Origin of the sequence: Mesorhizobium sp. M0768 (genome assembly GCF_040320195.1) — a bacterium.
Taxonomy (GTDB): Bacteria; Pseudomonadota; Alphaproteobacteria; order Rhizobiales; family Rhizobiaceae; genus Mesorhizobium.
The window spans coordinates 40,394-63,988 of sequence record NZ_JAMYPD010000019.1 but is presented as its reverse complement, the minus strand read 5'-3'; the positions used below and the strand labels follow the sequence as shown (position 1 = coordinate 63,988).

Sequence of the window (23,595 nt, the reverse complement as noted above, 5' to 3'; positions counted from 1 at the left end):
GCGGCCAGAGGGGGTCGGTCGAACCGGGCTCGGCCTCTTATCGCCGATGCAGGAGGCCGGCGCTCCGCGCAAGACGACCCCCTTCTGTCGCCTTTGGCGACATCCCCCCTCAAGGAGGGAGATTCGCCAGCCTGTTCACTGTTATCAAACCTTCATCGTTTCGAAATGTGCCTGAAACATTGAAGCTGGAGCTTGGCGGCGACGTTCAATGCCATCCAGGAGACAGCCATGAACAAGATTTCGATGACGCGGCGCGCTTTCGTCACGTCGGCCAGCGCCGTTGGCCTGGTCGGCGCCTCGGGCCTCGCCCTCCCCTATTACTCGCGCGCCAATCAGCGCCCGGCTTTCACCCATGGCATCCAGTCCGGCGACGTCGACGCCACCAGCGGCATGGTCTGGACACGCACCGACCGGCCGTCGCGCGTCATGTTCGAGGTGTCGCCGACCGAAAGCTTCACCAATGCCGTCCGCCTCGCGCCGCTCGATACCTCGCCGGCCAGCGATTATACGGTGAAGCGGCTGCTTACCGATCTCGCCTCCGACCAGGACATCTTCTACCGCATGGTCGCGGCCGATCTTGCCGACATCAACGCCGTTTCCGAGCCGGTCGTCGGCCGCTTCCGCACGGCACCTGCCTCGAAGCGCGACATTCGCTTTGCCTGGTCGGGCGACACCGCCGGCCAAGGTTGGGGCATCGACGAGACCGGCATGAAGACCTACGCCACCATTGCCAAGCACACGCCCGACTTCTTCCTGCATTCGGGCGATACGATCTATGCCGATGGTGCGATGAAGGACGAGGTCGACCTGCCCAACGGCGGCAAGTGGAAAAACAAAGTGCTGATCGACGAGAAGCGCAAGGTTGCCGAGACGCTGGACGAATACCGGGCGCAGTGGAAATACAACATGATGGACAGGCATGTGCTGGCGCTCAGCGCCATCTGTCCGACCTTCTATCAGTGGGATGACCACGAGGTGCTGAACAACTGGTCGGACTCGAAGGACCTGAGCGCCGACGATCGCTACACTGAAAAATCCATCCATGTGCTGGCGGCACGTGCGGCGCGCGCCTTCCACGAAATGACGACGATCCGTTACGAGCCGTCGGAGCCCGGCCGCGTCTACCGCAAGATCGCCTATGGTCCGCTGCTCGACGTGTTCTTCCTCGACATGCGTTCCTACCGCGGCCCCAACGGTCCGGATATGCAGGAGACGATGACGCCGCAATCGCGCATCCTCGGTGAACAGCAGATCAAGTGGCTGAAGCGTGAACTGGCGAATTCCAACGCAACCTGGAAAATCATCGCCGCCGACATGCCGCTCGGCCTCGTCGTCTGGAACGACGGCACCAAGAAGGTAGGGGCCGAGGCGGTCAGCAATGGCGACAATGGCCCGGCCAAAGGGCGTGAGCTGGAAATTGCCGACCTTCTTCGCTATATAAAGAATGCGGGTATCAGCAACACTGTCTGGCTCACCGCAGACGTGCATTACACAGCCGCGCATTACTACAATCCGGACAAGGCGCAGTTCCAGGACTTCGATCCGTTTTGGGAATTCGTTTCGGGTCCGATCCATTCCGGGACGTTCGGGCCTAATGGTTTCGATATGACATTCGGCCCGGAGCTGAAGTTCATAAAGGCACCAACTGCCGAACAGGGTCAAAACCTGGCGCCTTCGGCCGGCCTGCAGTTCTTCGGGCTCGTCGAGATCGATGGCGCCACCGAACAGTTGACGGTGCGGCTGATGGATCGCGACGACAGCGAACTCTACAAGGTCACGCTCGATCCGGTGCGGTCGGCGTGAGCGACGGCGCCACTACCCTCGGGCCAGCCCGAGGGTAGGAACGTATATCAATCGGGATAGCAGACGACGGGAATGTTGGGCCAGACGGCGCTGTCGCATCCGGCATTTTGCTGCCGCTGCTTGAAGGCGGCGCTGACCGGCCCGGTCACCACCGGATCGACGCCATCGGGAGCATCGGCAAAAAGCTGCTCCGCCGACGGCTTGTCGGACGGCAAAGCAGACCGCGTCTCCTTGAACGACGCCGCCGATTGCGCCGCGCCGGCCGCGAGGAGGACGGCGAGCGCGGTACATGCCAAAATCGGCCGGAGTTTGATGCCTATCTCGATCATGAAATTCGAACTGTCCGGACCATGAAAGGTTCCGCCTTGGTTAATAATTCCACTTCACACCAAGACATTTAAGATTTGGTGACTTTATTTGGTGGCTCGCCTCCTCTTTCGCAATTGCGAAAAACCCTGTATGAGCCGCCCAACCGAAAGAGGCAGCGCCTTTTGGCCTGCTGCCTGCAACGCTCCCGAGACCAAAACATGAAAATCCGCAATATCGCGATCATCGCGCACGTCGACCATGGAAAAACCACCCTCGTCGACCAGCTTCTGAAACAGTCCGGCTCGTTCCGCGACAACCAGCGCGTCGCCGAGCGCGCCATGGATTCGAACGACCTCGAAAAGGAACGCGGCATCACCATCCTGGCCAAGGCGACCTCGGTCGACTGGAAGGACACCCGCATCAACATCGTCGACACGCCCGGCCACGCCGACTTCGGCGGCGAGGTCGAGCGCATTCTGTCGATGGTGGATTCGGCCATCGTGCTGGTCGACGCCGCCGAGGGGCCGATGCCGCAGACCAAATTCGTGGTCGGCAAGGCACTCAAGGTTGGACTGAAGCCGATCGTCGTCATCAACAAGATCGACCGGCCAGATGCCCGCCACGTCGAAGTGGTCAACGAGGTGTTCGATCTTTTTGCAGCACTTGACGCTACCGACGAGCAGCTCGACTTCCCTATCCTTTACGGTTCAGGCCGCGACGGCTGGGTCTCGGAAAACCCCGAAGGTCCGAAGGACCAGGCTCTGGCGCCGCTGTTCGACCTCGTCATCAAGCACGTGCCGGCCCCGACCGTTCATCCCGGCCCATTCCGCATGATCGGCACCATCCTGGAAGCCAATCCTTTCCTCGGCCGCATCATCACCGGCCGTATCGAATCCGGCACGCTGAAATCCAACCAGGCGGTCAAGGTGCTGCACCATGACGGCACCCAGGTCGAAACCGGCCGAATCTCGAAAATCCTTGCTTTCCGCGGGCTCGAGCGCCAGCCCATTGACGAGGCGCAGGCGGGCGACATCGTCGCCATCGCCGGCCTGTCGAAAGGCACTGTCGCCGACACCTTCTGCGACCTGTCGGTGACCGAGCCGCTGCACGCGCAGCCGATCGATCCGCCGACTGTGACGATGTCTTTCCTCGTCAACGATTCGCCGCTGGCCGGTACCGAAGGCGACAAGGTGACCAGCCGCGTCATCCGCGACCGCCTGCTGCGCGAGGCCGAAGGCAATGTCGCGCTGAAGATCGAGGAATCACCTGACAAGGATTCGTTCTTCGTTTCCGGCCGCGGCGAATTGCAGCTGGCCGTGCTGATCGAGACGATGCGCCGCGAAGGTTTTGAGATCGCCGTGTCGCGGCCGCGCGTCGTCATGCAGAAGGGCGATAGCGGCGAATTGCTGGAGCCGGTCGAGGAAGTCGTCATCGACGTCGACGAGGAGCATGCCGGCGTCGTCGTGCAGAAGATGTCGGAGCGCAAGGCCGAGATGGTCGAGCTTCGCCCTTCGGGCGGCAATCGCCAGCGCATCGTCTTCCACGCGCCGACGCGCGGGTTGATCGGCTACCAGTCGGAACTGTTGACCGACACGCGCGGCACCGCTGTGATGAACCGGCTGTTCCATGCCTATGAACCTTACAAGGGTGAGCTGCCGGGCCGTACCAACGGCGTGCTGATCTCCAACGAACAGGGTGAATCGGTGGCGTACGCCATGTGGAACCTGGAAGACCGTGGCCCGATGGTCATCGACCCGGGCGTCAAGGTCTATCAGGGCATGATCATCGGCATCCATTCCAGGGACAACGACCTCGAAGTCAACGTGCTCAAGGGCAAGAAGCTGACCAACATCCGCGCCGCCGGCAAGGACGAGGCGGTAAAGCTGACACCGCCGATCCGCATGACGCTGGAACGCGCGCTGGCCTGGATCCAGGACGACGAGCTGGTCGAAGTGACGCCGAAGACCATCCGCCTGCGCAAGCTCTATCTCGATCCGAATGAGCGCAAGCGTTTTGAGAAGTCGGCGAAAGTGGTCGGCGCGGCGTAAAGGGCAATACCGCGCAATGAGCGGTAAACTCGTCACGGCTGTCATATACGACAATCGACCCGAGGCCGAAGTTTGCGTGTCGATGCTCGACGCGTATGGAATTTATGCTCTCGCGAATTATCTTCTCGACACGGGCAGGCTTGGCTTGATCCATGTGCAAGTCGCCGACTGCGATCTCGATGCGGCCAAGGGTTTGATTGGCTCGGCCTCCAAAGAGGGCAACTGACCCCTGGCCGTACGGATTCCCTGCCGTTGCCTCATTCACCTGCAGCCGAAATGATTTTGTCCCGGTCTGGTTCGCCAGACAGGTGGATCTGGATCGCCGTTCCCGCCCGCGCTGGCTTGCGCAAGGCTTTGGCTCCGTCCGGACCAACCACCAGCAATCGTTTCTCTTCCCAAACCTGAAGCCGCGATCGCGAGACACCGAGTTCGTTGGCGAGCAACCGGTCGAGCCGCAGCGCTGTCGGCATTTCGAGCCAGAGCTGAAGTTCGAGCGCGCTGGTATTTTCCGGTCTATCCCCGAGCGCCTGCTTATGAACGACGGCTTCGGGAAACTCCTCGACGCGCCCGATACTGCTTCGCAATGCGGCAACATCGAAGGCATGGCGCCGCGCCAGGACCGGATCGTTGCTTTCGAGCGCCTGCAATATTGTCGGTTCGATATCGCGGCGGCTGCAGCGCTCCAGAATGCCGAAATTCCAGGAATTGTCGCAGTCGATGCAGCGGTAGATCAACCAGGCGTCAATGCGCTTGCCGTTGGCATTGACCCGGAATTTGCCGCTGCAGCGATAGGCTTTCAGGCCGCCGCAGCGATTGCAGTTGAGGTGAGGTCGAGGTGCGGTCTTGGGTGTGATCGTCCAGCGGATACGCAGTATCGAAGGCATGCCGAAAAGCCCTTCCCGTCGGGAAGTTCGTCAGATCGGCGATATCGAGAACCCATGCGGGCACGGCGTGGCGAGAGACTGCGGCAGTTGGAAATCAGTGTCGCGGGTGGTTATGCGCGACAGCGGTTCAGCAGTGCCAAACCGGTCTCGAATCGCCACCCGAGGAACACATGATGTGAAAATAGGCATCGCGACTGCGACGCCCTGCTCTGTGTTGGGGGAGTTGACGAGACCGGCGGTTACGAAGGCAAAGTGAAGCTCGAAATGATGTCGGGACGACATTTCTAGCCGCGAGGTGCCTGGCCGACAAGCCTTCTTTCGGTGGACGCTACTGTCGTCGGACCAGTTGGGTTATCTTGAACGACCCAAACATTTCAAACGGGATCCGCGTCATGCATTTCACATCGCTGCTGATTTTTGCCGGCGCCCTGCTTGTTGCCGCCGGCTCGCCCGGCCCATCGATCGCCGCTCTTGTGGCGCGGGTCATCTCGAAAGGGTTTCGCGACGTGTTCCCGTTCCTGCTTGCGATGTGGATCGGCGAAGCGATCTGGCTGTCGCTGGCGGTGTTTGGCCTCGCCGTGGTGGCGCAGACGTTCCACTTTGCCTTTGTCGTCGTGAAGTGGGTCGGCGTCGCCTATCTCGGCTGGCTTGCCTGGAAGATGTGGACGGCACCGGTCGAGGCCAAGGAAGGCGCGCTGCCGCGCGAAGATTCGCCCGTCAGACTGTTCTTTGCCGGCATGGCCGTGACGCTCGGCAACCCCAAGATCATGATGTTCTATCTGGCGCTGCTGCCGACCATCATCGACCTCGGTTCGGTCAGCATGGTCGGCTGGATCGAATTGACGGCGACCATGGCAGTGGTCCTGGTCGCCATCGATTTGACATGGGTGCTCGCCGCATCGCAGGCGCGCAAGCTCTTGAGGAGCAAGCGGGCGATGAAAATCGCCAACCGCATCAGCGCCGGTACCATGGCCGGCGCTGCGGCGGCGATCGCCGCGCGGTCCTGAGCCGGCGCGTCAACCCATTTCGATTATTGGCGCGATCTCGACGCTGAAACCCGGGTCCGTCAAGATAGGACAATCCTTGGCTTTGCCGACGGCATCGTCGATGTCCTTTGCTTCGATGATGGTGTAACCGGCGGTCGGATTGCTGCCGCCATTGTTCTCGACCTTGCCGCCAGGCAGCAGGGTCTTCGACATGCCGACTGGATTGCCGCCGTCGACCACCGCTGAGCCAAGCTTGCCGTACCAGCCGTTCCAGGCATCCATCGCTGCCTTCCGTTCGGCCTCCTCGGTCGGCATCTTGCCCGAGCCGTGATAGACGTAGAGAAATTTCGCCATGTTCTCCTCCTCTGATCGGCGGCATCGAACCGGCATGCGGTCATGCCGCATGCCGATCATCGGACCAAACCGGCAAACAAGCAACGAGAATGCGAAGTAGCTAATATAATGTGCGGTTGGCTCGCAACGGCGATGCCCTATCGCGCCATCGCATGGTATTCATCGTTCGGCCGCATGTCGATTGCCGATGCCAGCCGGTTCGACATGTTGAAGAACGCCGCGGTCGAGGCGACGTCCCAGATGTCGCGGTCGGAAAAGCCGACTTGCCGCAGCGCCGCCCGGTCCGCTTCGATGATATTTGCCGGCTGCCCGGTCAGCTTCACCGCGAATTCGAGCATGGCGCGTTGCCTGTCCGACAGCTTGGCGGCGCGAAAATTCATCACCATCATCTCGCCGAAGGCCGGGTCGCCGGAAAGCTGGCGCACCGCCGCGCCATGCGCGGCCAGGCAATAGTAGCAATGGTTGACCGATGAGACGGCCACCGCGATCATCTCGCGCTCGAGTTTCGACAGGCCGGATTCACCCAGCATCAAATCATTGTACATGTCGGTGAAAGCGCGCAGCTTCTTCTCGTCGAAGGCATAGGCGAGCAGCACGTTGGGAACGAGGCCGAGCTTCTCCCGGCACTTGGTGAAATAGGCCTTGGTCGCGTCGCTCAGCTCCGCCGGTGCCAGGTCAAGCGCGGTGATTTTGTCCGTCATGGCGGATCTCTCCTCTTTTTCGCCAGGCTGCCGGTGAATTCCGACATTTCGTCGCAAGCCGTCAAACCTTTGTCGCCAAATACCCGTCATCTGTTAGCATAGCCGCAAAAACATGTGACGGGAGGGACTCATGGCCAGCGTAAAGTCAGCGAGCCGGTTGAAAAAAGCCGGCCTGACGAGGGGTGAAGCCGCGGGTGGTGAAAAGCCCGGCAGGCTTGCCGACTACCTGCTGGCCCGAGCTCCGGCCGAAGATGTCGCCGCCTACGACGTCATCGATCTCGAACGCGCTGCCGAACTCGCCGGCCGCGCAGTGGCCAGGCACAAGAAGGACGACTGCGTCGTTGCCATAGACGTCGATTCCGGTGTCGTCCGCCAGGGCCGGCCGATGACGGTGATCACTGTCGTCAACGACAACATGCCGTTCCTGTTCGATTCCGTCCTCGGCGAGATTACAGAAAGCGCCGGCGAGCCGCTGCTGGTTACCCATCCAGTCATAGTCGTCAGGCACGGCAAGAACGGCGTCGAGGAAATCCTCGGCGATGGCGGTTATGCCAAGGGCGACCACAGCCATGACCGACTGAGCGTCATCCATGTCCATATCGGCCGCCTTTCGGCCGAGCAGGCCGAAGGCCTGGCCGCACGCCTGACGAAACTGCTCGGCCAGGTGCGAGCCGCCGTCACCGACTGGAAGCCGATGCTTGCCCGCCTCGACCAGGCGATCTCGGAATTCCGCTACTCGCCAGTGCCGCTCGACAAGGCCCATGTCACCGAGGCGATCGCCTTCCTCGAATGGCTGCGCGACGACAACTTCACCTTTCTCGGCATGCGCGAATTCAACTATACCGGCGGCGAGACGAGCGGCATGCTCGAGCGCGCCGAAAAGCCCGGCCTCGGCATCCTTTCCGATCCCGACGTGCTGGTGCTCAGACGCGGCACCGAAGCGGTGAGCACGACGCCGGAAATCCGCGCCTTCCTGCATGGGCCGGAACCGCTGATCGTCACCAAGGCCAACGCCAAGTCGTCGGTGCACCGCCGCATCTACCTCGACTACATCGGCGTCAAGACCTACACCGGCAAAGGCGTGCTTTCAGGCGAGCTCCGTATCGTCGGCCTGTTCACCTCGACTGCCTATACGCGCTCGGTGATGAAAATCCCCTATCTGCGCTCGAAGGCGGAAACCGTCATCGCCAAATCCGGCTTCAATCCAAGCGACCATTCCGGCAAGGCATTGATCAACGTGCTGGAGAGCTATCCACGCGACGAGCTGTTCCAGGTTCCGGTGCCGATCCTGCGCAAGCATGCCGAAGCCATACTGGGCTTGATCGAGCGGCCGCGCGTCAGGGCATTGGTGCGTGTCGACCAGTTCGACCGCTTCGTCTCCGTGCTCGTCTTCGTGCCGCGCGACCGCTACGACAGCGTCGTGCGCGAGAAGATCGGCACCTATCTGAAGACCGTCTTCGAAGGCCGGCTGTCCGCCTATTACCCGGCCTTCCCGGAAGGCGGGCTGGCGCGCGTCCATTTCATCATCGGCCGCTCCGGCGGCAAGACGCCGAAGGTCGAGCAGGCAACGATCGAGGCGGCGATCCGCGACATCGTACGGACTTGGGACGATGCCCTGCGCGAGACCGCGACCGAGACCGGCGCCGATGCGAGACTCACGGCCATCGCCTCGCGTTTTTCGGAAAGCTATCGCGACAGTTTTCGGCCGGGCGTGGCGCTGGCCGATGCCGGGCGCATCGCCAAGCTCGATGCGTCAAATCCGATCGCCATCGACTATTACCGTCACGCCGACCAGAAGCCGCATCAGGCGGCACTGAAGATCTATCACCATGGCAGCCCGGTGGCGCTGTCGCGGCGCGTGCCCGTGCTGGAAAACATTGGTTTCCGCGTCATCAGCGAGCGCACTTTCGAGGTCGGCGACAATCAATCCGGCATGATCAATAGTGATCAGCCCGGCATGGTCTTCATCCACGACATGGAACTCGAGAACAGCTACGGCAGGCCGATCGACCTCGGCAATGGCGGCGCGCTGTTCGAGGATGCGTTCCTTTCCGTCTGGCGCGGTGATGTCGACAATGACGGCTATAACGGCCTTGCCCAGACCGCCGGCCTGTGGTCGGGCGAGATCACCGTCCTGCGCGCCTATGGCCGCTATCTGCAGCAGGCCGGCATCCCGCAGAGCCAGGATTTCATCGCCGCCGCGCTCAACCGTTATCCCGAGATCGCCCGCGACCTGCATGCGCTGTTTGTCGCCCGCCTCGGCGCGACGGCCGAGACGGAAGGCGTCGTTCAGGCCAAACATCTGAAAGCCAAGATCACGGATGCGCTGGAAGACGTTCCCAACATTGACGACGACACCATCATCCGCCGTTATCTGAACCTGATCGAAGCCTCGCTGCGCACCAATCATTTCGTTGCCGATACGAAACAGAAAGGCCAATCGCTGGCGATCAAGCTCGATTCGCAATCGGTCGACGGGCTGCCGGCGCCGCGGCCATGGAGGGAGATCTTCGTCTACGGCTCCGAGGTCGAGGGTGTGCATCTGCGCTTCGGCCCGGTCGCGCGCGGCGGCCTGCGCTGGTCGGACCGTGCGCAGGACTATCGCACCGAGGTGCTCGGCCTGGTCAAGGCACAGCAGGTCAAGAATGCGGTGATCGTGCCGGTTGGCGCCAAGGGCGGCTTCTACCCGAAAAAGCTGCCGATGAGCGCCGGGCGCGACGCAATTTTCGAGGCCGGCATGGCCGCCTACAAGAATTACGTTTCCAGCCTGTTGTCGATCACCGACAATATCGGGCTGGATGGCGTCATCCCGCCAGTCGGCGTCGTGCGGCGCGATCAGGATGATCCGTATTTCGTCGTCGCCGCGGACAAGGGCACGGCGACCTTCTCGGACATCGCCAACGCCATCAGCGAAAGGCACGGCTTCTGGCTCGACGACGCTTTCGCCAGCGGCGGTTCGGCCGGCTACGACCACAAGAAGATGGGCATCACCGCCAAGGGCGCCTGGGAAGCGGTCAAGCGGCATTTCCGCGAGATGAACCGCGACATCCAAACCACGCCGTTCACCGTCGTCGGCGTTGGCGACATGTCGGGCGACGTGTTCGGCAACGGCATGCTGCTGTCGGAGCAGACCCGGCTGATCGCCGCCTTCGATCATCGCGACATCTTCATCGATCCCGATCCCGACATGGCCGCTTCGATGGCCGAGCGCCGGCGTATGTTCGCTCTCGCTCGCTCAAGCTGGCAGGATTACGACAAGACGAAGCTGTCCGAAGGCGGCATCATCGTCTCGCGCAGCCAGAAGTCGATCACCTTGCCGGCCGCCGCGGCTGCAGCTATCGGCCTCGGCAAGATAACGGCCACGCCGGTCGAGATCATGAGTGCCATCCTCAAGGCGCCGGCAGATCTTTTGTGGTTCGGCGGCATCGGCACCTATGTCAGGGCATCGGGCGAGACCAACCAGGACGTCGGCGACCGTGCCAATGACGCGATCCGCATCACCGCGCTCGACCTGCGTGCCAAGGTCATCGGTGAAGGCGCCAATCTCGGCGTCACACAGCGGGCGCGCATCGAATTCGGATTGAATGGCGGCCGCTGCAACTCAGATGCGATCGACAATTCGGGCGGCGTGAACTGCTCAGACGTCGAGGTCAACATCAAGATCGCGCTGGCTTCCGCCATGCGGAAGGGATCGCTGACGCGGCCGTCGCGCAACAAATTGCTGGCCGAGATGACCGACGAGGTCAGCGCCCTGGTGCTGTCCAACAATTACCAGCAGACGCTGGCGCTGTCCCTTGCTCGCAAGCGCGGCCTTGCCGACATTGCCCATCAGAGCCGCTTCATGGAGGCGCTCGAGGCGCGCGGGCTGCTCGACCGTGCCGTCGAGACGCTGCCGTCGCCGGCGGCTCTTGCCGAGCGCGAAGCGCGCGGCGAGCCGCTCACACGGGCCGAGCTCGGCGTGCTGCTTGCCTATGCCAAGATCGTGCTGTTTTCCGATATCGTCGCCAGCGACGTGCCGGACGATCCGCATTTCGACCGCGACCTGATGGGTTACTTTCCCGACCGCATGGCAAAGAAATATGCGGCGGAAATCCACGGCCATCGCCTGCGCCGCGAGATCATCGCCCGTGCCGTCGCCAATGACCTGGTCAATCGCGGCGGCCCGTCCTTCGTCAACAGGCTGCAGGAAGCGACCGGGCGCAGTGCCGCCGATGTCGTGCGCACCTTCGCCGTGGTGCGGGATGGCTTTGCGCTGCCGGCGCTCTATCGCCAGATCGACGCGCTCGACAACCGGATCGACGGACAGATCCAGCTCGACCTCTATCAGGCGGTCAGCCGGCTGATCTATGTGACCAGCGGCTGGTACCTGAAGAACGATGCCGGCACCGCACCGCTCGGGCAGCGGATCACCGAGTTGCAGGATGCGCGCAAGGCGCTGGAGCCGAAGCTCGTTGCGCTGTTGCCGGCCTTCTCGCGCGAGCGGATCGAGGAGCGGCGGCACAGTCTGTCGAAGGGCGGCGCGCCCGAGAGCCTGGCCGAGCAACTGGCGTTGACCGATGTGGCGGAACTCATCCCCGACATTGCGCTGACGGCGCGGACGGCAACTGCCGGCATCGTCGCTGCCGCCAAGGCGTTTTTTGCAGTCAGCGATGTCTTCCGCATACCGCGCGTCGAAGATGCGGCGCGCTCGATCACGCCCTCGGATTATTACGATCAACTGGCGCTTTCGCGTGCCACCGACACGATCGGCGCCGCCAGGCGCGGCATCGCGGTGGCGGCACTCACCAGTCATGCCGAGGCGGCGGATCCGGTGACAGCATGGTTGGAGGCGGGCGGCGAACGGGTCGGACGCATCCGCGAGCGGCTGCAGGCTCTGACCGAGGGCGGCGACATCACCGTGTCGCGGCTGTCGGTGGCGTCCGGCCTGATGAGCGATCTGACAGGGCTGTGAGACGTCTTCCACATCGCGCGGGATTGCCGGGAAGAACTACGCCATAGAGCGAACAGCGCCCTGCGTTGGGGGGCGCCGGAGCATGATCCCAAAAAGTGACGATCGGCTTTTGGACAAGATCGTGCTCAACAACAAGACGGAGCATCATTCCGATTCGATCGGCATGAAGCAAGCTCCAGCGGAGGGGACATGGCTGAGATGGCAGTGCAGCGGGCATCGGGACGCGGCATCTGGGGATGGATGCTGTTCGACTGGGCGGCACAGCCGTTTTTCACGGTCGTTACCACCTTCATCTTCGGTCCTTATTTCGTCTCGCGCATGGCCAGCAATCCAGAGACCGGGCAAGCGGCCTGGGGCTACGGCATTGCCGCCGCCGGCGTCGTCATTGCCGTTTTGTCGCCGGTCCTCGGCTCGATCGCCGATCAGACCGGACCACGCAAACCGTGGATAGCCTTCTTCGCCGCGGTCAAGATCACCTGCCTCACCCTGCTGTGGTTCGCCGCGCCCGGCTCTAATCTTTTTCTGGTCGTGGTGTTGTTCTCGCTGGCGTCGGTCGCGGCGGAATTCTCGACTGTCTTCAACGATTCGATGATGCCCCGCCTGGTGCCGAAGAGCGACATCGGCAGGATCTCGAACATGGCCTGGGGACTCGGCTATCTCGGCGGCATGATCGCACTGATCTTCGTCGTTACCGTCATGGCCGGCTCGCCTGAAACCGGCAAGACCGTCGTTGGGCTCGACCCGATCTTCGGCCTCGACCCCAGGCTCGGCGAGGACGCGCGCGCCACCGGACCGTTGTCGGCGGCCTGGTATTTCCTGTTCATCCTGCCGATGTTCTTCTTCACGCCTGATGCGATCAAAGGCATTCCAATCGGGCCGGCGGTGCGCGAAGGCCTGTCGGAACTGAAGTCGACGCTGGCCGAAGTGCGCAAGCGCAGCGGCATTTTTCGCTTTCTCATCGCCCGCATGATCTATCAGGACGGCGTCAATGCACTGCTGGCGCTGGGCGGAACGTTTGCGGCGGCAATGTTCCATTGGTCGATTACCGAGATCGGCCTGTTCGGCATCATCCTCAACGTCGTTGCCATCGTCGGCTGCCTGGTTGCCGCACGCCTCGACACAGCACTGGGTTCCAAGACCATAGTGATGATTTCGCTGGTCATGCTAAGCATCGCTACGCTCGGCATCGTCTCGACCGGCCCGGGCTATACGCTGTTCGGCGCCTGGGTGATGCCCGGACTGGACGGCGGCGGATTGTTCGGCACGGCGGCGGAAAAAGCCTACATTTTCTACGGCCTGCTGATCGGGCTTGCTTTCGGGCCGGTGCAGGCATCGTCGCGCTCCTACATGGCGCGCAGCGTCTCCGCTGCCGAATCGGGCCGCTATTTCGGCATCTATGCGCTGGCCGGCCGGGCAACCAGTTTTGCCGCACCCTTCATGGTGGCCACGATCACCCTGGCCAGCGGCTCGGCGCGGCTCGGCATGGCGGCGATCGTGCTGTTCCTTGGCGCCGGCATGGCAATCCTGATCGGCACGCCCTATCCGGCGGATCGGCCGGCGGAGTGAGCTGCTCTTGCCTTCTCCCACAGCGGGGGTAACGCGTTCAATGCCGGAAATGCCTCACTCCGGTGAAGACCATGGCAATGCCGTGAGCGTCGGCGGCGGCGATGACATCGTCGTCGCGCATCGAGCCGCCGGGCTGGATAACGGCTGTGGCGCCGGCTTCGATTGCCGACAAAAGCCCATCCGCGAACGGGAAAAAGGCATCCGAGGCGACGACCGAGCCCCCGGTCAAGGGCTCCGTCAGGCCGGCAGCCTCGGCGGCGTCGAGCGCCTTGCGCGCCGCGATGCGCGAGGAATCGACCCGGCTCATCTGGCCAGCGCCGATGCCGACTGTAGCGCCATCCCTGGCATAGACGATGGCGTTCGACTTGACGTGCTTTGCCACGCGAAAAGCGAATTTCAGATCGGCCAATTCGGCCGGAGTCGGAGCGCGCCTGGTCACCACTTTCAGCTCGAGGTCATCCACCACCGCGTTGTCGCGGCCCTGAACCAGCAAACCGCCAGCAACCGATTTCAAGCCAAGGCCCGCCGCGCGCGGGTCGGGCAGGCCGCCGGTGACCAGCAGGCGTAGGTTCTTCTTGGCGGCAATGATGCGCACTGCTTCTTCGGACGCCTCCGGTGCGATGATCACTTCGGTAAAGGTCTTGACGATCTCTTCGGCGGTTCCGGCATCGAGGATGCGGTTCATGGCGACGATGCCGCCGAAGGCCGAGACCGGATCGCAGGCCAGCGCCTTGGCATAGGCCGCCTGCAGCGAAGCGTCCTCAGCGACGCCGCACGGGTTGGCGTGCTTGATGATGGCAATTGCTGCGGAGCGCGACGGGTCGAACTCGCCGACCAGCTCGAAGGCAGCGTCGGTGTCGTTGATGTTGTTGTAGGAAAGCTGCTTGCCCTGAAGCTGGCGCGCCGTGGCGACGCCCGGCCGCCTGTCGCCGTTGACATAGAAGCCGGCGCCCTGATGCGGGTTTTCGCCATAGCGCATCACCGACTGCAGCTTGCCGCCGAAGGCGCGCCATGTCGGATGCTCGATCTCAAGCGCCTCGGCGAACCATCCCGAGATCGCCGCATCGTAGGTGGCGGTGCGGGCAAAGGCCTTGGCTGCCAGCTTCTTGCGGAAATCCAGCGACAACGAGCCGAAATTCATCTCCAGCGCGTTGAGCACCGAGGCATAGTCATCGGGATCGGTGACGATGCCGACATAGGCGTGGTTCTTGGCCGAGGCACGGATCATCGCCGGGCCGCCGATGTCGATGTTCTCGACGATCGCCGCGTAGTCGGCGCCGGAGCGACGCACCTCTTCGAACGGATAGAGATTGGAGACGACGAGATCGATCGGCTCGATGCCGTGGTCGCGCATCGCTGCGGCGTGCTCGGGATCGTCGCGCACGCCAAGCAGTGCGCCATGCACCGACGGGTGCAGCGTCTTGACGCGGCCGTCCATGATCTCGGGAAAGCCGGTGAGCTCGGACACGTCGCGCACCGCCATGCCTGCCTCGGCAAGCGCCCTTGCGGTGCCGCCGGTCGAGACTAGCTCGACGCCGGCCGAAGCCAGCGCCCTGGCGAAATCGATCAGGCCGGTCTTATCAAAGACGGAAAGGAGCGCGCGACGGATGGGTACAAGGTCGGGCGCGGGAATGTTCTTGGCGGCGACGGCCATGGGCTGGCGGCCTTTCCAGTTCTGGTTGGAGAGCGTCCGCGGGCCGTAGCATATGAGGCCCGGAAATCAAGCCGCAAGACTTGATCAGTGTCTGCCGTTGCCACCGGCTTCAGCTTTTTCCGGACGGCCGGCGATGATGGTGCGCGTCAATTGCCAGTGGACCTCCGAAATTTCCGAGGCCTTGAACGCAAGCACGATCTGGCGGCTGCGGCGCGGGCCGCCAAGCCCTGCGAAATAGATCGATTCCTCGACCTCGGGCACCACTTCGGTAGAGGTAAACACCCAGGTGTCGGCATGGTCGGCGGCCAGCACCAGACGGTCATGCTCATCCTGGAGCAGGCTAATATCGGGATGGACATGGAAACGCACCGTGACGAAGTCACGGCCATTGTTGCGGATAGAAGCGCCGCCCGGGCGCAGGAAACGGTCCCTGCCGGCAAACACATTGCCTTCGGTCGATAATTTCAGCTCGCGCTCATGCAGGAAGCCGAAGCGCGCTGCATAGCCGTCATGGCGGGCGATGAAGCCCTGGCTGCCCTTCTGGTCGGTGCGCTTGCAAGGCACATGCTGCGGCCCGCCGATCAAAGGCGTGCCGAGCAGGTCGTTGACGCGCAAGGAGTGATTGAAGCGCGCCGACGACGTGTCGTTGATGGTGGCGGTCGAGTGGGCGGCGGTGGCGCGGGCAAGCGGCCGGAACTCGGCGGCGCCATAAGTGTCTATTCCGGCGTTGACGATATAGTGCTGGCGGCCCGACGACAATTCGAAGGCGAGGCATCCGGCGTGAGCGGCATTGGATACGTCGACAGGGGGCGGCGGGCCGGTATCGGCGATCACAGTGACACCGCCCATCGACAGGCGCTCATAACCCGAATGCGGCGCGTGCAGCAACGGTGCGCCGGCGGTGTCGTCGTGATGCAGGATGCTGGCGATACGGTCGTGAATGGTGGCGCCCATGCCGTTGAAGCGGGCGAGGCTGCCGTCCTGATGGCGAAAGAAGCGCAATGCCGGCAGCATCCGGTCGATGGCGCCGATCAGGGCGGCAGGCGGTGTCTCGGCCTGATTGGCGTATGTCTGGCGCAACGGCAGAAGGTCGGCGAGGATTTCAAGCACGGCCATCGGATTGCGCGAGATATGGCCGCCGTCAGGCAGGATCTGGCGGTCGAGCTCCTCGGCGAGATTGCGGGTAGCACCGCGTAGCGCCGAGGCCGGCGCCGGCAGCGACAAAGCGGCAAAGGCCAGCGCAATGCGGGCGCGCAGCCGGTCCTTGCCGTCCGGCATCTCGCGCACCATGGCGCGCAGATAGCGGATCTGGACGGCGAGCGATTTCAAGAACGCGCGGTAGAACGGAAATTCGGCGCCCTGCAACACGATCGAGGAATGCTGCAGCCAGGCAATGACACGCTTGGCCGTCGTGCCGGGCTCCCAGGCGACGCCGGAAATATGGCTGCCATGGATTGCAATCCAGTCGGAAACCAACGCCCGCGCGTTGGCGGCGGCTAGCTCGGTGCCGGCGGCACGCATATGCCGCAGCCAGCGAAAGCCATGCAGCGTTTTTTGCCAGCCGGGATTGGGCACGTCGATCTGGAAGGGCGATTTGCCGCCGGTCTCGACCAGATGCCCCGAAAGCGGATAGCGGCCGTAATAGATCTCGAGCGCGATCTGAGGATCGGCGAGCCGCAGGTCCGGTGGGGCGATCAGGACGCGCTCCGGCGTGCGGCCTGAGTAGCGCCAGCGATAGAGTGGCCCGGCGCGCAAGCGCCGGCGCGTCTTGCGCCAGAACTCCCTCGCGACAAGCGTCCACAGACGCGTCGTGTTACCGGCAGCGATTGCCAAAACCCCTCCTGATCGTCCTCACCCAAGCACAAGTTTATATGATTCAAGAACTTGTGCGAAGGCGAATTCCGCGGCAGTGGGGCCGTTCAGCCTGTTTTCCATGCCTCCTCGCCCCAAGAAGCCGGACGGCGCTTCAGGATCGGCCCTTAGCCGGCTCTGCGCATGCGGGCGGCGAAGAAGCCGTCCAGCCCGGAGCGGCCCGGCGAGCCTAGCTCCAGATCGGCAGGCGTGGTGCGCAACGTGCCTTGCGGCGTCAGAAACGGGTCGATGCCGGCGATCTCACCCGGCCGAAGCGGGTCGTCGACAATCTCCGCATTGCCGGCGAGAAAGTCGCGATAGAGCTCTTCGCCTTCCAGCGGATCGAGCGAACAGTTGGAAAAGACGATGCGTCCACCAGGCTTGACCAGGGTGACGGCGCGGGCAAGCAGCCGGCGTTGCAGGTCGGCCAGTTTTTCGACGTCGGCCACCGTCTTCGTCCAGGGGACGTCGGGATGCCGCCGCACCGTGCCGGTCGAAGAGCAAGGTGCGTCGAGGAGGACGGCGTCGAAGAGGTCCTTCGGCTCGTATTTGAGCAGATCGGCCTGGACGATCTCGGCGGCCAGACCGAGCCGTTCGAGGTTCTGCGTCAGCCGTGCCAGCCGCGTTTTGGACATGTCTAGCGCGGTGACGTGCGCGCCGGCGAGGATCAGCTGGGCGGTCTTGCCGCCCGGCGCGGCGCAGAGGTCGGCGATTCGCAAACCATTGATGTCGCCGAACAGCCGGGCCGGCAGGCTGGCCGCTGCATCCTGAACCCACCAGGCGCCTTCCCCAAAGCCGGGCAGTTCGGTCACGGAAGCGCTGAGCTTTTCCACCCGCACCGTGCCGGTCGGCAAGACAAAGCCGCCGAGCCGTTCGGCCCACAGCGCCGGGTCCGACTTGACCGAGAAATCGACCGGTGCCTCATGGCGATGGGCGAGCAGTATCTGCCGGGCCTTGTCGAGGCCGTAGACTGTTTTCAAACGGTCGGAAAACCATTTTGGCGCCTCGTCGGTAGCGGCAAATGCTGCGGCGAGCTCGTCCTGCTTGGCCCGCGCCAGCGTGCGCAGCACGCCGTTGACGAGGCCGGAAAAGCGCGCCGTGCGCGGATCGGACTTGGCGTGTGTCACGGCGAGGTCGACGGCGGCGCTGTCGGGAACATCGAGGAACAGGATCTGCGCTGCCGCCACATGCAAAATGTGCGAAAGCGCCGTGGCGTTGGGCGGTAGCGGCTTTTCCAGGCGACGGGCCAAAAGGCCTGATATGGTCATGCGGTAGCGCAGGGCGGTGACCAGAATGGCGCGCACCAAAGCGCGGTCGCGCAGGTCGAGCGCCTTGTATTGTGGATGGCCGTTCTCATGGTCGGTCAGCCCGTCGAGCGGCGTCCTCGCGTCGATGACGGCGGCAAGCAGCCGCGCGGCTGCCTTGCGCGCGGCGAGACCGGCTACGGCCTCGCCGCTCGAATTGTGTTCACGATCGCCTGAAATTCCGTGCCGGCGCTTCGCTGAACTCACGACCACGGACCTTTGGGGCCGGTCGGATTGCGTCCCCAGGGATTGGGTCTCGGCTTGGCCGGCTCAGCCGGCCTCTCGGGCCGCGCGGCCCTGTCCCACGGACCAGACGGCTGCCCGGTCCCTTCCGGCGCCGGCCTTGGCGTCGCGGCCGCTTCGGGTGCGCCGGCCATTTCGCTCGCCATCCTCTGCAACGCGGCGATGCGGTTTTCTGTGCTCGGGTGAGTGGAAAACAAACTGTCCATACGCTCGCCGGAAAGAGGATTGATGATGAAGAGATGGGCGGTTGCCGGATTGCGCTCGGCATCCAGGTTGCGGATGCGTTCGGCGCCCCGCGCGATCTTGTCAAGCGCCGAGGCGAGCCACAGCGGGTGTCCACAGATTTCGGCACCGCGCCGGTCGGCCTCATATTCGCGGGTGCGGCTCACCGCCATCTGCACGATCATGGCGGCCAAAGGCGCGACGATCATTGCCACCAGCACGCCGACGATGCCGAAGGAATTGTTGTTGTCGCGGTTGCCGCCGAAAAAGAAGGCGAAATTGCCGAGCATCGAAATTGCGCCGGCAAAGGTGGCGACGATCGTCATGGTCAGCGTGTCGCGGTGCTGCACATGGGCGAGCTCGTGCGCCATCACCGCCGCGACTTCTTCATGCGATAGCCGCTCGAGCAGGCCGGTGCTGGCGGCGACAGCGGCATTTTGCGGATTGCGGCCGGTGGCGAAGGCATTGGGCTGCGGATTGTCGATGAGATAGGTTCTCGGCATCGGCAGGCCGGCACGTTGCGCGAGACCCTGCACGATGGCGTAATATTCAGGCGCGTTGCGTTCGTCGACTTCGATCGCACGGTGCATCGACAGCACCATCTTGTCGGCGTTCCAATAGCTGAACAAATTGGTGCCGGCGGCGATCAGCAAGGCGATCATCATGCCGCCGGATCCGCCGACCAGATAGCCGACGCCCATGAACAGGGCCGTCATTGCGGCCAAAAGCATGGCGGTGCGAAGGGTGTTCATCGTCTGCTCCATTTGGGCCCAACAAAGGGGTCGATCCTTGTGGGCCCATCGCTATATGATGGGAAACAGCGGTTCCCGTTTCAATCGGGGCCTGTTTCAATCTAGCGGAAGATCGCATGATCGACAAAACCAGCCAAACGCATGCTAACGGCTCGCCGCAAAAGCCGCTGATCCCGGCAGCCAGGCGCGCCTTGGTCGAGGCCGAGGCCCGGCGGGAGAAATATCGCGAGCAGGAAGCCACGCTGCCGAGGGAGATCGGCGGGCGCGGCGGCAAGGAGCCTGGCCGCTATGGCGACTGGGAGGTCAAGGGCCTGACCAGCGACTTTTAGCGCAAGCAGGATGCTAGTTAAGCAGGCTGTGCGGTCCGTTCCGCTTCGATGGCAATCCAGCCGTTGTCATCGACGGCGATGCCGATCGCGCCATAGCCGGTGATGGCGGCATGCGGCGTCTGCAACGGATGCCGGTGCGTGGCGCTGATCACCACGATTGCAGCGCCCGCGGCTTCGGCTGCCGCTATGCCGGCCGGCGCGTCCTCGAAGACGAGGCAGTCGCGCACATCGACGCCGAGCCGTGCGGCCGCCAGCCGGAAGCAGTCGGGCGCCGGCTTGCCGCGAGCCACGTCCTCCGCCGCAACGATCACGGCGGGAGCCGGAATGCCGGCGGCCTGCAGGCGCAGCAAGGCAAGTTCGCGCGGTGCCGAAGTGGCGATCGCCCAGCTTCCAGGCGGCAGCGACGCCAAGAAGGCCGCGGCGCCGGCAATCGGGCGAATGCCCTCGACATCGGCCGCCTCGGCCTGCAAAAGCGATTCGGCTTCGCGGGCAGGATCGACGCCTGGGAGCGCCAGCCGGCCGATGGTCTCGATCGCCCGCACGCCGTGGATGGTCGGCAGGAATGCGGCGACGTCAAGACCTTGCCGATGCGCCCACGCTGCCCAGACCCTTTCCGCCGCGGCGATCGAATTGAGAATCGTGCCGTCCATATCGAACAGGAAGGCCGCGAATTTTCTGCCTGCGAACATCGGTTTCCCGGGGTCATCTTGGAGGAATTATTTCGAAAGACGCGTGTCGATCGACCGTAACGTTGCCGCGTCCGTGTGGGAAGCCTCGAGGCGCCGTTTTTGACGACCACAAGGAACCGCCGCACACTCTCCTGCGTTGACCAGCACTATCTTCCATGACGATCGTAGGGGGACGGCGATGCTGATCAGGCTCGGCTATGAAATTGCCATTGAATGCGCTGCAGCCACGCCGATTGTTTCGCTGCTCGAGATCCATCGGGATCGCCAGGCCGACATCAAGCGGCAGACGCGCGTGCTGACGTCGCCGTCGGTTCCGACCAGGGTCTACCACGATCTTTTCGGCAATAGCTGCCGCCGCTTCACGGCGCCGGCCGGAAGCTTTCGCATCCTTTATGACGCGGTGGTCGAGGACAGCGGCGAGATGGACGAAGTCAGCACGCTGGCCGGGGAAGTCCCGGTTGCCGAATTGCCGGACGAGGTGCTCGGCTATCTGCTCGGCAGCCGTTACTGCGAGACCGACCATCTCGGCGGCCTGGCCTGGCAACTTTTCGGCCAGCTTCCGCCGGGCTGGGCGCGGGTGCAGGCGATCGTCGACTATGTCCACAACCGCCTGTCCTTCGGCTACGGCTATGCGCGCTCGACCCGCACGGCGGCGCAGGCGCATGAGGAGCGCGTCGGCGTCTGCCGCGACTTTGCCCATCTGGCGATCACGCTCTGCCGCTGCATGAACATCCCGGCCCGCTACGTGAACGGCTATCTCGGCGATATCGGCGTGCCCGCCGATCCGGCGCCGATGGATTTCTCGGCCTGGGTGGAAGTGTTCCTCGACGGCAGATGGTACACCTTCGATCCTCGCCACAATGTGCCGAGGATCGGCCGCGTCGTCATAGCCCGCGGCCGCGACGCCACCGACGTGCCGCTGCTGCACAGTTTCGGCCCGCATCGGCTCAGCCTGTTCAAGGTCTGGACCCACGAGCAGGAAGGCAATCTGTTCAAGCCGCCCTATCGCGGCCTCGACCGGACGGTCAGCGCACGGATGCTGGCCTGATCTTCGGACGCATTCGCAGTCCGGATTTCCACCTGCCGCCACCGCGGCAGCACTGATCCTGTTCGATACATCTCGTCTGTACCGGATTGGGACGCAGTCCAGCCGTCTCGAATTGCGAGCCCGAATCTTGGTAAGCGCTTTTTGAACAAAGCCGTGCCGACGCGGCTTTCGTTTACCCGCTGTTTACCTTGTCGCCGCTCGAAACCGTTTGGAAACAATGGCCTGAGCGGGGGCCGCTCGCTTTCCCGCGCCCGGCGGCGCGATCCGGCCGGATTCCTGCAATGCGCGTTCGGACAGCTGCAGGCTGTAGCGAATGGAGGCGGAAGGAATGCGGCGTTTCGGGGGTCTTGTTCAGGCGATCGGCGGCTTTGCCGGGGATCGCAGCGGAAATTTCGCGGTCCTGTTTGGTATAATCGGCTCAGTACTGGCGCTGAGTGTCGGCTTTGCCGTCAACGTGTCCCAACTCTACAATGTAAAATCGAGCCTGCAAGGCGTGGTCGATGCAGCGGTCACCTCGACGGCCCGCGACCTGACAACCGGCGTCATCAGCGAGGCCGACGCCAGCAAATCGGTGCAGGCCTTTCTCGATGCCAACAGCACGGCGGGTATCCTCCAGGACAACCAGATCGTCCTCGACAATCTGGTTGTCGACAGGACAGCCAAGACTGTCCAGGCGGACGTCCATGTCAACGTCAACTACTATTTCCCGCTTTTCAGCACGGTTGGCATGCAACGCGTTCCCGCATCGACGACGGCTCTCTATTCGGACAAGCAGATCGAAGTCGCGATGATGCTCGATGTGACCGGCTCGATGGCAGGCCAGAAAATCATCGATCTGCGGACGGCTGCGGCGAATGCCGTCGACAGTTTTCTGGGCGGTCAGGACACCTCCAAACCGCGCGTGCGGGTTGCCATCGTACCTTATGCCAATTCGGTGAATGCCGGTACACTTGCCGCCAGCAGCGTCTATGTGGAAACCACCGCCAGCCAACGCAAACAGGCGCCGGCCAATGACGCTGTGCAGTATGTCTCGGGGCTCATCCGTCCTGACAATTGCGCCACCGAACGCAAGGGGACCTACCAATATTCGGACGCAGGCCCCGACGCCAGCATGGTCAACCGCGACTACCTGCTGTCGTCCTTCGCCTGGCAAACCGGCACCGCCGCCTGCCCGGCCGCCACGCTGATGCCGCTGACGGCGGATGCGACGGCGCTCAAGACGGTCATCAAGAATTTCATCGCCTCCGGCGGCACTGCCGGCCATATCGGCGTACAGTGGACCTGGTACATGCTCTCGGAGAACTGGGGGAGCATAATGAGGACTTCGCAGCGGCCGGCCAAGATGGATCCAAAAAAGGTCGCCAAAATCGCGATCCTGATGACCGACGGCGAATTCAACCTGTCCTACTTCGATGCGAGCACGGTGAGCGACGTCTACAATGACGCCGGCAAGGAGCCGACCCGCACGGCCGCCAAGAAACTTTGCGCTGCCATGCGCGACAACGGCATCGAGATCTTCACTATTGGGTTTGACCTAAACGAAACGAATGCCAAGGCCACGCTCCAGGATTGCGCGAGCCCGGACACCGCCAAGATCAAGCACTTCTACCAAGCTGCCAATGGAACCGAACTCAACCAGGCTTTCCAGGACATAGCGCGCAACGTCGAGATGTTGACCGTAACCAAATAAGGGACAACAGCCCAAAAAGGAAAAGGCCGCCGCTTCTCGCGAAGTCGGCGGCCTTCCGTGTTTCCGTCCATGGCACGGCTCCTGGCGGCGACGGTTGGTCGCCAGCCGCGCATCTCGCGCCTTAACGGGAAGACTGCTTCCCGAAAGTGCGATCCGCTGAGGCCACGTTCTGGAAAACGAAATCACTCGACATCGGATCACCTCCTTTCGA

General features: G+C 63.2%; 18 protein-coding genes. 9 read left to right on the top strand and 9 right to left on the bottom strand.

Going from position 1 to position 23,595, the window contains the following annotated elements:
* Positions 1–228 precede the first annotated feature (228 nt).
* A complete protein-coding gene (locus NKI08_RS22325) occupies positions 229–1,803 on the top strand; it encodes an alkaline phosphatase D family protein (protein WP_352540899.1) in 1,575 nt (524 codons plus the stop codon).
* A gap of 47 nt (positions 1,804–1,850) precedes the next feature.
* On the opposite strand, the gene NKI08_RS22320 is transcribed toward NKI08_RS22325, so the two are convergent.
* A complete protein-coding gene (locus NKI08_RS22320; RefSeq protein ID WP_352451242.1) occupies positions 1,851–2,132 on the bottom strand; it encodes a hypothetical protein in 282 nt (93 codons plus the stop codon).
* A gap of 198 nt (positions 2,133–2,330) precedes the next feature.
* Between NKI08_RS22320 and typA the strand changes: the two genes are divergently transcribed.
* Together typA and NKI08_RS22310 are read left to right on the top strand one after the other, a co-directional pair.
* Positions 2,331–4,160 (top strand): translational GTPase TypA, encoded by a 1,830-nt coding sequence (typA, locus tag NKI08_RS22315; protein ID WP_352451241.1) that lies wholly within the window; start codon positions 2,331–2,333, stop codon positions 4,158–4,160.
* Between the two features lie 16 nt (positions 4,161–4,176).
* Complete coding sequence (locus tag NKI08_RS22310; RefSeq protein ID WP_352772143.1) at positions 4,177–4,386, top strand: hypothetical protein; 210 nt, start codon at positions 4,177–4,179, stop codon at positions 4,384–4,386.
* A 31-nt stretch (positions 4,387–4,417) separates the two neighbouring features.
* Here NKI08_RS22310 and NKI08_RS22305 read toward each other — a convergent pair whose 3' ends face one another.
* Positions 4,418–5,044 (bottom strand): DUF1062 domain-containing protein, encoded by a 627-nt coding sequence (locus tag NKI08_RS22305; RefSeq protein ID WP_352540902.1) that lies wholly within the window; start codon positions 5,042–5,044, stop codon positions 4,418–4,420.
* Positions 5,045–5,436: 392 nt separating this feature from the next.
* Between NKI08_RS22305 and NKI08_RS22300 the strand changes: the two genes are divergently transcribed.
* Positions 5,437–6,051, top strand: coding sequence for a LysE family translocator (locus NKI08_RS22300; protein ID WP_352613245.1), 615 nt, complete (start codon positions 5,437–5,439; stop codon positions 6,049–6,051).
* A 9-nt stretch (positions 6,052–6,060) separates the two neighbouring features.
* Here the strand turns inward: NKI08_RS22300 and NKI08_RS22295 are convergent, their stop codons facing one another.
* A complete protein-coding gene (locus NKI08_RS22295) occupies positions 6,061–6,384 on the bottom strand; it encodes a YciI family protein (protein ID WP_023678126.1) in 324 nt (107 codons plus the stop codon).
* Between the two features lie 137 nt (positions 6,385–6,521).
* Positions 6,522–7,085, bottom strand: coding sequence for a peroxidase-related enzyme (locus NKI08_RS22290; protein ID WP_352613247.1), 564 nt, complete (start codon positions 7,083–7,085; stop codon positions 6,522–6,524).
* A gap of 130 nt (positions 7,086–7,215) precedes the next feature.
* Here NKI08_RS22290 and NKI08_RS22285 point away from each other — a divergent pair, with 130 nt between their 5' ends.
* Positions 7,216–12,036, top strand: coding sequence for an NAD-glutamate dehydrogenase (locus NKI08_RS22285; protein ID WP_352772140.1), 4,821 nt, complete (start codon positions 7,216–7,218; stop codon positions 12,034–12,036).
* 189 nt (positions 12,037–12,225) lie between these two features.
* Entirely contained in the window at positions 12,226–13,602 is a 1,377-nt protein-coding gene (locus NKI08_RS22280) for an MFS transporter (protein WP_352540906.1), read from the top strand.
* 37 nt (positions 13,603–13,639) lie between these two features.
* Here NKI08_RS22280 and purH read toward each other — a convergent pair whose 3' ends face one another.
* From purH to htpX, 4 genes are all read right to left on the bottom strand, one after another.
* On the bottom strand, positions 13,640–15,256 hold the full coding sequence (purH, locus tag NKI08_RS22275; RefSeq protein ID WP_352540907.1) for a bifunctional phosphoribosylaminoimidazolecarboxamide formyltransferase/IMP cyclohydrolase: 1,617 nt from the start codon (positions 15,254–15,256) through the stop codon (positions 13,640–13,642).
* A gap of 84 nt (positions 15,257–15,340) precedes the next feature.
* Positions 15,341–17,089: a heparinase II/III family protein gene (locus tag NKI08_RS22270; RefSeq protein WP_352540908.1), complete on the bottom strand. Its 1,749-nt coding sequence runs from the start codon at positions 17,087–17,089 to the stop codon at positions 15,341–15,343.
* Positions 17,090–17,235: 146 nt separating this feature from the next.
* The gene (locus NKI08_RS22265; RefSeq protein ID WP_352772137.1) at positions 17,236–18,624 is read right to left on the bottom strand and encodes an RsmB/NOP family class I SAM-dependent RNA methyltransferase; all 1,389 of its coding nucleotides are present in this window, start codon (positions 18,622–18,624) and stop codon (positions 17,236–17,238) included.
* The gene (gene htpX, locus NKI08_RS22260) at positions 18,615–19,628 is read right to left on the bottom strand and encodes a zinc metalloprotease HtpX (RefSeq protein ID WP_352772135.1); all 1,014 of its coding nucleotides are present in this window, start codon (positions 19,626–19,628) and stop codon (positions 18,615–18,617) included. Before htpX ends, NKI08_RS22265 begins: the two co-directional genes overlap by 10 nt.
* A gap of 116 nt (positions 19,629–19,744) precedes the next feature.
* Between htpX and NKI08_RS22255 the strand changes: the two genes are divergently transcribed.
* The gene (locus NKI08_RS22255; protein ID WP_352772133.1) at positions 19,745–19,957 is read left to right on the top strand and encodes a DUF1674 domain-containing protein; all 213 of its coding nucleotides are present in this window, start codon (positions 19,745–19,747) and stop codon (positions 19,955–19,957) included.
* A 17-nt stretch (positions 19,958–19,974) separates the two neighbouring features.
* On the opposite strand, the gene NKI08_RS22250 is transcribed toward NKI08_RS22255, so the two are convergent.
* Positions 19,975–20,646 carry an HAD-IA family hydrolase gene (locus tag NKI08_RS22250; RefSeq protein ID WP_352451228.1) on the bottom strand — a complete coding sequence of 224 codons (672 nt, stop codon included), beginning with the start codon at positions 20,644–20,646 and terminating at the stop codon, positions 19,975–19,977.
* A 178-nt stretch (positions 20,647–20,824) separates the two neighbouring features.
* On the opposite strand from NKI08_RS22250, the gene NKI08_RS22245 reads away from it, so the two are divergent.
* Together NKI08_RS22245 and NKI08_RS22240 are read left to right on the top strand one after the other, a co-directional pair.
* Positions 20,825–21,694 carry a transglutaminase-like domain-containing protein gene (locus NKI08_RS22245; protein WP_352772131.1) on the top strand — a complete coding sequence of 290 codons (870 nt, stop codon included), beginning with the start codon at positions 20,825–20,827 and terminating at the stop codon, positions 21,692–21,694.
* Positions 21,695–22,022: 328 nt separating this feature from the next.
* Positions 22,023–23,384: a pilus assembly protein TadG-related protein gene (locus NKI08_RS22240; RefSeq protein ID WP_352772129.1), complete on the top strand. Its 1,362-nt coding sequence runs from the start codon at positions 22,023–22,025 to the stop codon at positions 23,382–23,384.
* Positions 23,385–23,595: the final 211 nt, after the last annotated feature.